This window comes from Oceanobacillus timonensis (assembly GCF_900166635.1).
Lineage (GTDB): Bacteria > Bacillota > Bacilli > Bacillales > Amphibacillaceae > Oceanobacillus > Oceanobacillus timonensis.
The window spans coordinates 769,298-784,235 of the sequence record NZ_LT800497.1; the positions used below are offsets into that span (position 1 = coordinate 769,298).

The 14,938-nt window shown below is 37.2% G+C and carries 12 protein-coding genes; 7 read left to right on the forward strand and 5 right to left on the reverse strand.

All coding sequences use genetic code 11. The annotated features are described in order from the left end of the window. Positions 1 to 73 precede the first annotated feature (73 nt). Positions 74 to 1,216 (reverse strand): glycerate kinase, encoded by a 1,143-nt coding sequence (locus B7E05_RS03960; RefSeq protein WP_080872696.1) that lies wholly within the window; start codon positions 1,214 to 1,216, stop codon positions 74 to 76. A 162-nt stretch (positions 1,217 to 1,378) separates the two neighbouring features. On the opposite strand from B7E05_RS03960, the gene B7E05_RS03965 reads away from it, so the two are divergent. The 7 genes from B7E05_RS03965 to B7E05_RS03995 all read left to right on the forward strand — a co-directional run bounded on the left by B7E05_RS03965 (position 1,379) and on the right by B7E05_RS03995 (position 9,774). Then, a complete protein-coding gene (locus tag B7E05_RS03965) occupies positions 1,379 to 2,467 on the forward strand; it encodes a CdaR family transcriptional regulator (RefSeq protein WP_080872698.1) in 1,089 nt (362 codons plus the stop codon). Positions 2,468 to 3,084: 617 nt separating this feature from the next. Then, complete coding sequence (locus B7E05_RS03970; protein ID WP_179134452.1) at positions 3,085 to 5,103, forward strand: BglG family transcription antiterminator; 2,019 nt, start codon at positions 3,085 to 3,087, stop codon at positions 5,101 to 5,103. A gap of 26 nt (positions 5,104 to 5,129) precedes the next feature. Next, positions 5,130 to 6,581, forward strand: coding sequence for a PTS fructose transporter subunit IIC (locus B7E05_RS03975; protein WP_080872701.1), 1,452 nt, complete (start codon positions 5,130 to 5,132; stop codon positions 6,579 to 6,581). Next, entirely contained in the window at positions 6,571 to 7,032 is a 462-nt protein-coding gene (locus tag B7E05_RS03980) for a PTS sugar transporter subunit IIA (protein ID WP_080872702.1), read from the forward strand. The genes B7E05_RS03975 and B7E05_RS03980 overlap by 11 nt, the downstream gene beginning before the upstream one ends. A gap of 255 nt (positions 7,033 to 7,287) precedes the next feature. Further along, positions 7,288 to 8,076 carry a class I fructose-bisphosphate aldolase gene (locus B7E05_RS03985; RefSeq protein WP_179134453.1) on the forward strand — a complete coding sequence of 263 codons (789 nt, stop codon included), beginning with the start codon at positions 7,288 to 7,290 and terminating at the stop codon, positions 8,074 to 8,076. 76 nt (positions 8,077 to 8,152) lie between these two features. After that, entirely contained in the window at positions 8,153 to 9,067 is a 915-nt protein-coding gene (locus B7E05_RS03990) for a cupin domain-containing protein (RefSeq protein WP_080872705.1), read from the forward strand. Between the two features lie 488 nt (positions 9,068 to 9,555). Beyond that, positions 9,556 to 9,774, forward strand: a complete 219-nt coding sequence (locus B7E05_RS03995; RefSeq protein ID WP_080872707.1) for a hypothetical protein — start codon at positions 9,556 to 9,558, stop codon at positions 9,772 to 9,774. Between the two features lie 378 nt (positions 9,775 to 10,152). On the opposite strand, the gene B7E05_RS04000 is transcribed toward B7E05_RS03995, so the two are convergent. The 4 genes from B7E05_RS04000 to B7E05_RS04015 all read right to left on the reverse strand — a co-directional run bounded on the left by B7E05_RS04000 (position 10,153) and on the right by B7E05_RS04015 (position 14,774). After that, positions 10,153 to 11,223, reverse strand: a complete 1,071-nt coding sequence (locus B7E05_RS04000; RefSeq protein ID WP_080872708.1) for an ABC transporter ATP-binding protein — start codon at positions 11,221 to 11,223, stop codon at positions 10,153 to 10,155. Positions 11,224 to 11,247: 24 nt separating this feature from the next. Then, positions 11,248 to 12,930 (reverse strand): ABC transporter permease, encoded by a 1,683-nt coding sequence (locus B7E05_RS04005; protein ID WP_080872709.1) that lies wholly within the window; start codon positions 12,928 to 12,930, stop codon positions 11,248 to 11,250. Positions 12,931 to 12,949: 19 nt separating this feature from the next. Beyond that, positions 12,950 to 13,945 carry an ABC transporter substrate-binding protein gene (locus B7E05_RS04010; RefSeq protein ID WP_179134454.1) on the reverse strand — a complete coding sequence of 332 codons (996 nt, stop codon included), beginning with the start codon at positions 13,943 to 13,945 and terminating at the stop codon, positions 12,950 to 12,952. A 76-nt stretch (positions 13,946 to 14,021) separates the two neighbouring features. Then, entirely contained in the window at positions 14,022 to 14,774 is a 753-nt protein-coding gene (locus tag B7E05_RS04015; protein ID WP_179134455.1) for an HAD family hydrolase, read from the reverse strand. Positions 14,775 to 14,938 lie beyond the last annotated feature (164 nt).

Consider the following 14,938-nt stretch of genomic DNA (forward strand, 5'->3'; position numbering starts at 1 on the left):
TTTTTGGTTTTATATAAAATTATCTTTTTCTATAACAAAGGCATATATATTACAAAACTACTTATTTTTATAATCATATTCTCATACAATTATAAAAATAAGAGCGTGTAATCTGTTCAGCGCTTCTCTCCAACAATTGAGAAGTTTTACTCATAGATTCATTAAGAGACATTGGCTTATCGATAATGCTGTTAACACTTACAACACCATAATCATAAAGTTTTTCGATTTCGTTACCTATGGTTCCAGTTAAAATAATAGTCGGAACATTTTCCTTTTTTGCTGCTTGTGCAACTCCTAGAGGTGTTTTTCCTGAATTTGTTTGATGATCAACACATCCTTCACCAGTGATTACTAAATCTGCATGCAACAAATGATCATTCAATTTAATATAATCGAGTACTACATCTATTCCTCTTTTTATCTCAGCCGAAAAAAATGCTTTTAAAGCTCCCCCTAATCCCCCAGCTGCTCCTGCTCCAGGTAGATTGTGAAGATAAATACCAGTTAATTCAGCAACTTTATCTGCCCAATAGGAAAGATTATCATCAAGTAATTTAATATCTTCAGATGAAGCTCCTTTTTGTGGTCCAAAGATATGGGAGGCTCCATTTAATCCAGTTAGCGGATTTTGTACATCGGAAGCAATAACAAATTTACTTTTTTTAATTCTTTTGTCAAACGTTCTTACATCAATTGCATCAATTTCATTTAGATATCCACCTCCATAACTCAGAAATCTCCCTTTGGCGTCTAGAATTTTCATTCCTAGCGCTTGAAGCATTCCTACTCCTCCATCATTTGTAGCTGAACCCCCTAAAGTAATAATAAAGGACGAAAATCCATCATCGAGTGCCTTTTTAATCAATTGTCCTGTTCCAAAAGTTGTTGCTTGTAGTGGAGATAACTTATTTTCTGAAACAAGCATAAAGCCCGAAGCTGTTGCCATTTCAATAATACAAGTTTTACCATCACCTAAAATTCCATAAGACGCGTTTATTTCATCTCCCATAGGCCCAATAACAGGAGTTTCTACAGTCTTACCATTTGTTGCTGAAATTAAAGTTTCTAGAGTTCCCTCTCCACCATCAGCCACAGGTAATAATACCGTTTTAATGCCAGCATAGGCTTTTTTTACACCTTTGTTTATGGAATTTGCTACATCAGGAGCACTTAAACTTCCCTTAAATGAGTCTGGAGCTATGATAACTTTCATATAACCACTCTTCCCTCCCTTTCTCTTGGAAAGGGCTTTCATTTTCGTGATTTTAATTATACGATTATTGACAATATTTGTACATGGTTATAACATATGAAAATAAGAAGGAAATTTAATTCTAATTTATACACTATAACCAAAAGATAGGATAGAGTGAAGATGTTAACGAAAAAAATTGCAAATTCTATTGTGGAAGAAACGTCGATTCGCCTTCACCGAAACGTTAATATTATGAATACCGAGGGAATAATTATAGCTACACGTGACAATTCTAGAATAGGTACCTTTCATAAAGGAGCACTAGAGGTTCTGCAGAGTGGTGAAACCCAAGTTATTTTTGCTGAGCAGGAATCATGGACTGGAACACAGCCTGGTATCAATCTTCCTATTGTTTTTCAGGAGAAGATGATTGGAGTCATAGGAGTTACAGGGGACCCTGTTGAAATGGGAGATGTTGGAGAATTGGTGAAGATGACCACAGAACTTATGATTAGGCAGGAATTTGTTGTCTCACAAATGGAATGGAAGCAACGAACGAAAGAAATGATTATGGAACAGTTGATGAAAAAGGAACCTTCTTTTAGCGAGATTGATAGGGGGCTCAGCCTGCTTCGGATTAATTTTGGTCCTCCTTTTACCATAATGACAATACAAATAACAGAACGATCGATTACAAACCAGAAATTGATTCAAAAATTGGAGGAAACGATTGGAGATGAGAATGGGATAGTTGGATTTATTAACGTAAATCGATTAATTGTAGCAATTTCCGGTTTAGAAGAGAAAAAAATAGCACAAAAAATAGAAAATGTTTATGCTATATTGAAGAAACAAAGTGTTGTTTTTAGGATCGCTTATAGTTTACCTTTCTATAGATTGAAAGAATTCAGTCAGGCTTATTTGGATTGTGCTATAACATTAAACATAAGTGAACCTAACAAGGAAATCATTTCCTTTTCTGAAATTGAAGCAAAATCTCTAATTTATCAAGTCGATGATGATATCACAAAGCGGTTTTCTTATCGTGTTCTGAAAAATTTGGATGAAAATAAAATAAATACACTAGAAGCCTTTTTGGCAAATGACCTTAATATCCAAAAGGCAGCTGATGCTTTGTATGTACATCGAAATACGTTTATTTATAGGCTTCATAAAATTATAGAAGGGACGGGATATGATCCAAGAAAGTTTCAAGAAGCTTTGATATTGCAAGTGGCATTATGGATTTCGAAGAAGGGTAAAAGGTGATTGATAAGAACTATTACATTAAAATGTTATTTCAATATACAGACTCATTAATTATAATAAAAAGAGCTGTCACAAAATGCATCATATGCGTTTTGCAACAGCTCTTTTTTATTGAGAATAGAGCACTATTATCCTATTAATCCATTTCTTCCATTAACCCAAGCTGTCACAATCATGACACCATTTAAGCCACTACTGACTCCCTTTCTTTCTGTATAATTAAAGTGTACAGCAATTGCACAAATCCATCATAGAAGGAGAGATAAAATGACAATAATCTCAGCGATTAGATAATAAGGAAATAAAAGATTTTATCACTCGAAGCAAAACAAAAAGATGATAACAAAGAGTGTTCGATATTTAACTTATATGACGATAAATCTGAGATGAAAATTAAGAATTTTAAAATAATAATTAGAATATACCATCGTCTATCATTACTTCCGAAAAGTATAAATCAAAATCACACCATCTTTATCTCAGGGGAATCCATCGTGTTATTCGTGCTAATATTGCTTGAATGAAGCTGCAATAAGTTGGTATATTGCTTCCCGGTTTACCGTGATATATTTTAAATGAAGAACATAACTAAATTCTTGAAAAAGGAGAATAATCCAATGGTCAACTTAACTAGAAGGCAAAAAAAGTTATTGCGTCTGATGTTAAGCGAAAAAGGGTTTAAGACAATAAAAAGTTATGCTTCCATGATGCAGGTTTCAGAGAGAACGATGTATAGTGACCTCGAAATAATTAGGCAGTTTTTAGAAGAAAATAATGCAAAGCTGCAAAAAAAGCCGGGTACTGGGGTAAAGGTTCAAATGAAGCAAGAAGTGAAGGACCGAATGCTAAATGCGATGGACATGTTTAACGATAAAATGATACCGCTTTCTACAAATGAGAGAAAAATAGACATCCTGAAGCAGCTGTTATTATCGGAAAAAACGACGTCGTTACAAAAACTCTCTGAAACGTATTTAGTAAGTAAAAGTTCTTTAGTGAATGATTTAGATGAGATTGAAGTGTGGGTTCAGCCCTATCATATTAAGCTGATTCGGGATAGAAGAGGCACGCAAATTATAGGAGACGAAAAAAATAAGAGGAAGGCCATTGCGGAAATAATTATAAGAAATATTCATTATGATTTCTCCGATGAAGAAAAATTTCCGCAAAGTCGGGTAGAACTTGGCATTTTTAAAAGGTTAGCCAGTATTTTTGGGACTTCTGATTTGATGATTGTAGAGGAAATTATCAGTGAAGCCGAAAAGCAATTAAACTACTATATTATCGAACCTTATTACACGAATTTAATCACCCATGTCTTAATCTCCATCAGCCGGATTACAAGCGGATATAAGATTGATAATATCTCGAATAATGAGAGGCACGGCGATAGGGACAAGACATACTTCGTGACTTGCTTTATTGCAGGGCAAATAACGGAAAACTTTGGTATCGATATTCCGGAAAAAGAGGTTATCTACTTGCATCAATATATCCTTGGTTCCGGAAAAAGTAAAGACATGACGCATGCGGATTTAAGCGAATTAATACATGGAATCGATGAGGATACCCGTTCTGTTGTCACAGAAATGATAACGCTGTCATCGCGAATTGTTCATATGGATTTTTCTGCTGATAAAGAATTGTACTTAGGGCTGCTGATGCATGTGAAGCCTATGTTAAATCGGCTGTATTATTCCATTCATATAAAAAATCAACTGTTAAGCGATATTAAAGAACAGTATTCCGGCACGTTTGCCATGACTCTTCTTGCCAGTTCGGCTATTGAGAACCAATTGGATTTAAGAGTAAATGAAGATGAAATCGGTTATCTAACGACCTATTTCCAGGCTGCTATTGAAAGACAGATGACAGTAAAAAATGTCATTGTTGTCTGTCCGGATGGCATAGGGACTTCCGAATTGATTGCCAACCGAATAAAAAGATATTTACCTCAATTTAATGTAAAAGCAACGATGCCGCTTACGGAGTTAAACAAGATAGATCGTAGTGATGAACATATCGATTTTATTATATCTACGGTGCCTATTCCATTTGATTCGCTACCGGTCGTTGTGGTCTCGCCTTTAGTAAACGAAATAGATTTGAAAAATATATCAAGCTTTACGACGAATTTATCTGTTTCCCATTTGATAAAAGAAAATACTTCTTACTATGAGTTGCTACGTTTTTTAGAAAGCGATCTTATATTTTGCGATGTCGATTTTCAAGATAAAAAAACGGTGATTCATTTTATGTGCAGGCAACTTGCCAATAAAGGGTATGTCAGCCGGAATTATGGAGATTCCGTTATAGAACGGGAACAAACAACACCAACGTCAATAGGGAAATGCGTTGCCATGCCACATGGGGATTCAAGACATGTACAAGAGACGAAAGTATCCATTGCTATTTTAAAACATGCAATCGATTGGGGGCATGGCGTAAAAGTGAAAATGATTTTTATGATTGCCGTCAAAATGGATGAAACGATCTCCAAGAAAATTATTCGGGATTTTTACCGGCTATTTGAATCTGAAAATACGCTAAACAAGGTTATTTCCAGTAATACGCCGGAAGAACTGCTTCATGTTTTAAAAGGATCCAGCAGGTATTTGGAAAGTGTAAATGGCTAAATAAAACAAGGAGAGGGGTAAGGAGATTGAGCAAAATAAAAATTGTCGCTGCAACGGGTTGTCCAACGGGGATAGCACATACGTTTATGGCTGCGGAAGCTTTAATGCATGCAGCAGAAAAGTTAGGAGCGGAGATAAAAGTAGAGACACACGGTCAAGTAGGAATAGAAAATCAATTAACAAAAGAAGAAATTGAACAGGCGGATGGTGTCATTATTGCTGCGGATAAAGATGTGTTAGCAGATCGATTTTCCGGAAAACCGGTGATAGATGTTTCGGTTTCCAGAGCGATAAAAGATCCGGAAACGCTGATACAATCCATTATCAATGGAGAAGCAAAAACCTATCGATCCAGTAACCAGACGGAGCAATTAGATGAAGGGAATGACGACTATGAAAAGAAATCCGTAGCCAGAATCATATATCAACATTTAATGAATGGTATTTCGCATATGCTTCCTTTTGTTGTCGGAGGCGGAGTTTTAATCGCGTTATCCTTCTTGTTTGGTATTAACTCAGCTGATCCTGATGATCCATCTTATTCGGCTTTTGCAGCATTCCTGAATAATTCCGGAAGTATTGCCTTCAATTTAATGCTTCCTATTCTGGCAGGTTATATTGCATCATCCATTTCGCAAAGGTCCGGGCTGGTAGCAGGATTTATAGGCGGTATGATTGCTGACCAAGGCGGGGCAGGCTTTCTGGGTGCATTGATTGCGGGTTTTTTAGCTGGATATCTGATGATGTACTTATCCAGAGCTTTAAAAGGGATTCCAGAATCGTTAAATGGATTAAAAGCAATTTTTATTTTGCCTTTAGTAGGGATTTTTGCCATCTCTGGAATAATGACTCTATTGGTCGTTCCGATGTCGTCTATTAATACGTGGATGCAAGAATTTGTCACCGGCTTTCAGGGAGCCAGTCCCATCCTTTTAGGAATCATAGTAGGTTGTATGGGCGCATCTGACTTAGGAGGTCCAATTAATAAAGCAGCTTATGTAACCGCATTAGCTTTGTTAGCGGATGGAAACTATTATTTTATGGCTGGCGTTTTCTCTGCCAGTATGACGCCACCGTTGATTACCGCTTTTGCAGTGGTATTTTTCAAAAAATATTTTAACCAATCGGACCGGAGTGCTGGTATTGTCAATTTCGTATTAGGTTCTACACAAATTACAGAAGGAGCTATTCCATTTGCGGCAAAAAATCCGATCGTGATGATTCCCATTTTCATGCTGGGGTCTTCCATTTCTACTGCTTTAACGTATCTCATGGCGGTTCAAGTTCCAGCTCCGCATGGCGGGTTTCTGATATTCCCTGTCGCAACGAATGGCTTGTTATGGGTAGCAGCTGTTTTAATTGGATCAATCACTGGCTCCATCCTTTATGGACTTTATCAAAAAAGAGCATTCCATAAGAATGCAACATTAAACGCATCAGATCATACAGAAAGGACGGGAATAAAACATGTTGGATAAAGATGTATTGCAATTAGAAAATATATTTTTGCATGAAACATTAACATCAAAACAGGAAATATTTGAGCGCATAGCCGAAATCGCATTCCATAAGCGGGCTATTGATTGTCAAAAGGACATCGTGGACGGCCTATTTGAACGGGAAAACCAATCCACCACAGGTTTTTTAGATGGATTTGCCATCCCGCATGTCATATCGAATAAGGTAAATCAGGTCAGTGTGTTCATTTTAAAAAATGAACAAGGAATCGATTGGGAATCCATGGATGGGCAAGAAACGATATTCTTTATTGCTTTATTGATACCGGAAGAGAGCCAGAGTCATCATCTAAAAATACTCTCTTCCATTGCAAAACTGTTAATGGATGAAAAAATAAGGCAAAAACTGCTTCAGGCTGCCAACAAGGAAGAAATATATGGTTTGTTAACACCTGCAGTATACCAGGGGTAAATAACAACTGCAACCGTGTTATAAAATTACGGGAAGGATGTTGCAACAAGCTGGTATATTCCTATTCTGAAGACTATGGTACGTTTGAAATAAGCAAACTGATGCTATTCAAGGGATATGTAACAGAAAAATGAAGTTTTCCCTTTATGTTCTATGAAAGGAGGTGAGGGTAATGATCTAACATAAATGACACAATATGTTTTTTAACAGCGTTATTGAAATAAATAAAAATAGAATGAAAAGGAGATGGAGACATTGAGTATTGCATATCGCATGTCAAAAATTTTCAGACCAGAAACAGGGAACACATTTATATTACCGGTGGATCATGGACTTTCTTTAGGGTATGTGGAGGGATTAGAAAATCCAGCTCAAGTTTTAAAAAATTTAAAGAGTGATGATGTGGATACCGTTTTAATTGCCGATGGATTAGCCAATCAATGTGATGACGTTTTCTTTGGAAGAAACGCGCCAGCAAAAATGTTATGTGCTGATATTTTTTACGAAGAAGATGGAGAATTATTTCAAAAGCTGGTATTTTCCCCGGAAACGGCTTTGAAAAAAGGGTATGATTGCCTGAAATTAATTTTATTCTGGGATAGACCGGCAAAAGAACGTATTGAATTTGTGGATCTCATTGCCCAATGTATTGAAGAAGCTCATAAATTGGATTTGCCAGTATTAGTAGAGCCATTAACAAGACATCCGATAGATGATCATGAAGAATATATTCAAGTATTATCGGACGGCGTTAGAACAGCTTTTGAATTAGGTGCCGATATTTTGAAAGTGCCGCACCCAGGGGATGCAGAAGTTCTAAAAAAATGGGTGGAATACTACCAAGTACCTTTCATTTTATTAGGCGGAGGAAAAAGCGGAACAATTGAAGATTTAAAAACTTCCGTACAGGAAGCAATTGATGTAGGCGTTCGAGGAGTAGCCATTGGAAGAAATATTTGGCAAAGATCACCGGAAGAAGCAAAAGAATTGATGGCCAGCTTCTCGGATATTGTACACAAGAGGGAAGGAAGTTTAAGAAGATAAGTTAAAAATACACGTTGATTCATGAAATGGCTAACAGACGCATCATTACTTATTATTAGAAAGGAAACGTGATATCATGGCGAAACTACTAGATATACTAGAAAACTTTCCTTTTAACAAAGATGAAAAAAGACCGATGTTAATTCGAAAACAAGATTATTCCACGGCATTATACCCGCCGAATAATGCTTTCACTTCTGACAATACATTCACATTGGTTTCCACAGATACTTTTATGCTGGGAATCTATGAATTAGGCCCAGGAGGAGCTTTTGCACCATTAGATATTCACCCGGGAGATGAAACGTATTATATATTGAATGGCCCCGTGGTGCAGCGCAGCGGAAATGGCCAGTTTGCCTATTTGGAAACGGGTGAAGGCTTGTATATGCCAGAGGGCGCTTGGCATTGCGGCCATAATTTTTCAAATGAAAAGGCCAGAATCCTTTACTTTATAACACCAAAAGCTTGGAGTGAAGCGATTCCTCCTGCGGTGATCCCTTCAGAAAGTGAAACGAAATTTTATAAAGGACCTAATAATCATGAACTGCCCGATATGAAAGGGAAAATTAAAAATACGGCCCGGCAAGGTTGTACGGATGATATTGGTTCCTGGCCCGTAGAGGCAGAAGAGGCGAGAAAAGCAGGCGCTGTATATGCAGTCCGAGAAAATGAAAAGTTAAACAATATACACGGGACAGAACACCCAATGTTACTGCGTTTTATATCAAGCAATAATTATGGACATATGGGTGAAATGATTTTACCAGCAGGCGGATATGGCCCGCGATGTTCTGATCCGGACACGCATAAGGGAGACGGTGCGTTGTACTGCATTGACGGTCCGATAACAATCAATCTTATAGATAGAGAGGAAAGCTTTGTTTTAGAACCTGAGGACACTTTTTTCCTTCCAGCAGGGACAAAGTATCAATTAGTCAATTTTGAGGGACAACCGTCCAAAGTTATTTTTTCGATTACTGAGTTGTAGTTTGTTATGGATGAAATGGAAGCGGATAACATGCAATTTGAAATAATTAGAGAAGATATGTTGCTGGTGATGTTGTGCGGTTTTGGCAGACTTTAGAGGTTGTATTTGATTTGATAGACAGGCTTCGCTGGAATCAAGATTACGATGATTATACAGAGAAACATAACCAAATCGATGATGGTTGAAAGCATCATCGATTTGGTTATTTTTTTATCGAAAAATAATGTATTTCATTAAAAAATAATCGAATGGCAGGGGAAGGAACAATCTGGTTGTGTTTACATAAATAATATTTTCTATAGGTTTTAGAAAATATGGGTGCAGCAGTTTTAACTCTGAAAAGAGGGGAGAACATCATAGGATGTGTTTTGTGCATGAATATTATAAAAAGTGAATTTATCGATAAGTTCCAACTGGAATGTGCCATTTTTTTATTTTACCTGGTACATTAGAATTAGATGATGTTTCAGAGTAAGGGAGGCTTTATGATGAAATATAAGTATAGGATGAAAATCATTTTTGTGGATGAAGAGGGAGAGCGTTTTATTGAAGTGTTAGACAAAATGTCGTGGAATATATATGGTTTTTATGAACGGGAATTTGAAGGGCTGGATGTACGTGATAATTCGCAGGGGAGGAAATATGTGTTGAAACGTATGCATTTGATTCGTTCTGGTGCGTATGATGGATGCGGAGAAGGAATATAGTTGGTGATTAGTGCGGATAGATTGATTTCGGAACGGAAAAAGCAGGAAGCAAATGTTTATGAGTTCGTAGTATAAGGAAGAGTGAAGTCATGATAGAAGGCTATTTATTCTATTGGAAGGATGGAATGGTAGCTTTTTGTGAGTAGATATTGTGGTAATAGAGGTTTCTAACAAAAGCATATCTATCGTACCAACTAATGAATGTAGAATCTCAATTTGAGTGATGTTGAGAACGAGCATTGATTAGTATTCCATCATTTACTCAATAGGACGTTTCATGACGCATCAGCCTGAATAAAGCCGATAACGCCATCTTTTTTTAAATCCATAATGATGTAGTACGATCTAAATATCAGATATAAAGAACTTCAAATCACGCTATTTAGCAATAATATGCGGCGAATCAGGAAACTCAATCCCAACCGTCTCGTATTTTTGATATTTTTTCCCGTCGCGTGTATTAAACGCATCTATTTTTAATTCATAATCTTTCATTTCAACAAAATAGCGGGTGAAATTTCCATTATAAATAATGTCTGTAATGGTTCCTTTTAGCGGGCTAGAGGATTTGATTTTAATTCGCTCCGGCCGAACAAGAATGGTTACTTTCTCACCCAGATTCGGTTGATTATCTGTTTTTTCTTTAAAGCTTTTGATCGGAATCGGAATTGTACCTGTATCTAAATGATATTCCCCGTCTCTTTCATGCAACTCACCAGTGAAGAAATTTGCTTGTCCTACAAAAGTAGAAACAAACTCATTACTAGGATAATTATAAATGTTGTCAGATTTATCTAATTGTTGGATCCTGCCATTATTTAACACAGCAATACGATCGGAAATACTTAATGCTTCCTCTTGATCATGTGTCACAAAAATAACCGTTAAATTCAACTTATCTTTGATTTTGCGTATCTCTTCACGAAGTGCAATCCGTAAATTCGCATCGAGATTAGACAGCGGCTCATCTAATAATAAAACTTTGGGCTGCAAGGCTAGACACCGTGCAATGGCTACCCGCTGTTGTTGGCCGCCGCTTAATGCTCCTGGTTTACGATCACCAAGTTCTCCTAGCTCCACTTGTGATAATGCTTCTCTGATTCGATTATGCTGTTCTTTTTTTGGTACCTTCATTTGTTTGAGACCATAAGCAACATTTTCATAAACTGTCATATGCGGGAAAAGCGCATAATTCTGAAACACCATACCTGTAGACCGTTTTTCTGGCGGTAACGACCCAATGCTTTGGTTATCTAACAAAATTTCTCCAGTATCTTGTTTATTAAATCCGCCAATCGTACGTAAAAGCGTTGTTTTTCCGCAGCCGCTTGGTCCAATAAAGGAGACAAGTTCTCCGCGCTTGATTGAAATGGAGATATCATCAACGGCTTTTACATCGCCAAAATATTTATATAAATTTTTTAATTCAAGAAAGCTGTTTTCTGACATGTATAAACCTCCTAATAAAATGCATCAAATGCGTATTCCAGTCTTTCTTTCAACAAATTTCAACAGTCCAAGGCATGCTAAAACAATAACAATCATAATAAATGACATAGCCGATGCCAGACCGATTTTAGCCTGTTCCGCCAAATTCAGAATATAAATCGCAACCAGATTTGTGTTGGGTGAAATTAAAAAGACAACGGAACTTATCGAAACCATTGCTGTCATAAATGCATAGATAAACCCGGCAGTAAACGGCGGAATCATTAACGGAACAACAACTTTCCAAAATGTTTTATACGGTCCTGCACCAAGATCATTTGATGCTTCTTCCATGGATATATCAATCTGATGCATTTTGCTAATTGCCGCTTCTAAGCTGACACCAATTTTCCGAAAGGTCATGTTCAAAACAAGAATCATGACGGTACCAGTCAAGAAGAATGGCGGACCATTAAAAATAAGTACATAACCGATTCCCATGACGGTACCTGGTACTGCCAAACCAAATAAAGTTAAAAACTCCAGTAATTTCTTTCCTGGTATCGGCTTTCGTGCAAATAGGAACCCCTGTAATATGCCAATTCCAGCCGCTAATAAGGCACTAATCAATGAAACAATTATACTTGTATATAAGGAATTCCAACCTGTTTCATTATTAAAATGTTCCAACGTGAAAGTATTATTAATTCCAATAATTTTAACAAAAGCACCTAACACAACCATGATAAACATTAATAAAATAAAGGCTATAAATAGGCTGCTAATGGTCATTACGAAAGTCTTCACTGATTTGGAAAGTGGTATGTTGAATGAATTGGATTCACCGCTTATCGTACCTGTATCATTATCCTTCAGAAAATACGTTTGAAAAATAAAGATCAATAAACTGGGGATAATCAAAAAGACTCCTAATACAGCGGCTTGCTCTAAATTCTGTTGTCCTACGACAAGTAGATAGGCTTCCGATGCTAAAAAGTGTGTTCCACCACCGATAATAAGTGGATTGGAGAAGTCAGCCAAAGCCATTACAAATACAAGCAGTCCTGCTTTAACAATGCCAGATTTGGCTAACGGTAATGTAATTCCAGTGATTACTTTCCGTTGACTGGCACCAAGATCCTGGGCAGCATACTCCAAATCAGCATTCATATTCCGAAACGTACTTTCTACCAGCATATAGCCAATCGGAAAGTAACCAATAATCTGTGCTAATACAACTCCCCAAAAACCATAAATACTGAACTCCGCACCAACTATTTGATTAACGTAATCGGTCACGATTCCATTTCTCCCAAATAAGATAATCAGTGATAGCGAGAATATGAAAGGAGGTGCAACAAGCGGAAGCAAGGCAATACCTTTATACGATTTGGCTAGAGAACTGTGCGAACGTGTTACATATAATGCAATATTAATACTCAAAAATAACACAATAATCGTGGTAATAATTGCCGAAAGTACACTATTTAATAAGGCATCCCAATAATAAGGAGCTTGAAAAAATGTTTTATAATAATCTAGCGTTAAAGTACCCGTTCCGATACCGAAACTTTTTAATAGCACAGCAAATACCGGTGCAACAATAAATAACAAAATTGCTATAGCAAGTATAATCGTAGCAATCGCAAACCACGGTTCAGACCAGAACCGCCTCCATATGGAAGGAGACGGATGTAACTGATTTTTTATTGGCTGTGTTGCCGCCACAATAATCACCTCTTATCATTTAAAAATTTTCGCGCCATTGTTTCATGATACGATCGCGGTTCTCTTCCGCCAAAACGGCATCATAATCAATGAGATAATCTTCTATATTTTCTACCGTTCCTTCGATCCCACTTTTCGTCACCATAGACCGGTGTTCGGCGGATTTCTTCATTCCTTCTTCAGAGCCGATATAATCGATTGCTTCTTCGACTAATTCACGATTTTCGGTTCCTTGGAACATCCAAATAACATCAAGATCATAACCTACTCCTTCTTCCGGTATAATAGCTTCTAGGGGATACCCTTCGTCCACCCGATTATAAACAGCTTGATCCCACGTTATACCGATTGCATACTCTCCTTGAGCAACCATTTGTGCAGGAGCATCACCAGATTTCACGTATTGACCAACATTTTCATCTAGCTTTTCTAAATACTCCCAACCTTCTTCTTCTCCCATAATCTGCATAATCGTGGAAACGAATAAGTAAGCCGTTCCTGAAGTACCTGGGTCTGGCAATACAATTTCTCCTTTATACTGCGGATCGAGTAAGTCCTCCCATGATTCCGGCTTGTCCAATCCTTTCTCCTCCAGAATGTCTGTATTAACGCCTAATAAATTAAACCAGTAGGACCATCCATACCATTTTCCGTCCTCATCTTTGAATTCATCTGGTACGTCCTCCCAGGTAGGGGAATCATATGGTTCTAAGTAGTCCTCTTCTTCTGCTTTTAGTGCAATGCTGTGCAACATACCCCATTGCATGTCCGCTCCAAAATCTGGAGCTTCTGATTGCATCCGGCTCCAGCCTTCTCCGCTGGATGTTCTAAGTACGTTAGCTTCAATCCCTGTCTCATCTTTTAAACCTTTTACAAAATCCTGCATTTCCTCAGAATCATTATGGGTGTAAATATCAATTTCTCCTTTAGGTTCACTGGCCTCACCAGAACTGCCACATGCAGTAACCAACAAACTCAATGTAAGAAGTAAAAGTGGAAAAAGATATTTTTTCATATAATCATCTCTCCCTTATTCATGTTTATTTTCTTTATAAAATGATGACGTAATTAGACGGATGAAACGTTATTCTTTATGATTCTATCAACGTCATAGTCTGATAATCGCTGATAATATAATCCGCATCCTGCAAATGATTGGTTTGCGCTTCAGGTGATGAAATAATACCAACACTAGCTAAAGCACCACTGTTTTTGCCAAGTATCATATCGCCATTCGAATCGCCAATGATCAGCGTTTTTTCTGGAGAAACATTTAACCGTTCACAAGCATAATAAACCATTTCCGGATATGGTTTTCCCCGGTGGACAAGATCATGGCCAACGATGGTTGAAAAGTAGTGTGCAATACCCAGTGCATTTAAATGCTTCAGCGTTTTTTTATAATTATCGGAAGTAACGACGCCCATTTTGATGGCATGTTTTTCGGCTTGCTGCAAAAAAGAAAGTAGACCATTCGTTGGTTTGATATACGCGTGCATTTTAAAAGTATCTTCCAATAGCTGGTGGGCATCATGGACCTTTTTATATGCCTGGTCCCAAGGGGTCCCTTGTTGATAAAGCCCCCATGTTAGGATGGTTAACAAATCTTGCTGTGAACCAATTGCCAGCGGTCCTTTTGGATCCCATATGCCGTTTTTGTAAGAAAAACCTAATGCATCGGCCAGTAAGTTTTTGTTGTAGGTAACGTCACTCTTTTCAGCAATCATATCAATGAATGCATCTGCCCAGTATAGCCACAAATTAAAATCGATAATTGTTCCATCTTTATCAAATAAAATACAATCTATTTCATACTCAACCCCATTAATCTGAACAACACTCACGATTTCCCTCCTTTCTTTTCTAATCAACTATAGCAATTTTGTGCGTTTACTTGCTTTATAGTTGTGTTTGTGTGTATTTATGTGTCTATGTTTGAACATTATAAGGGAAATATCATTAAAGTCAAAATTCAAATATTCCGATTTCGCTTGATAAGACATGAAAA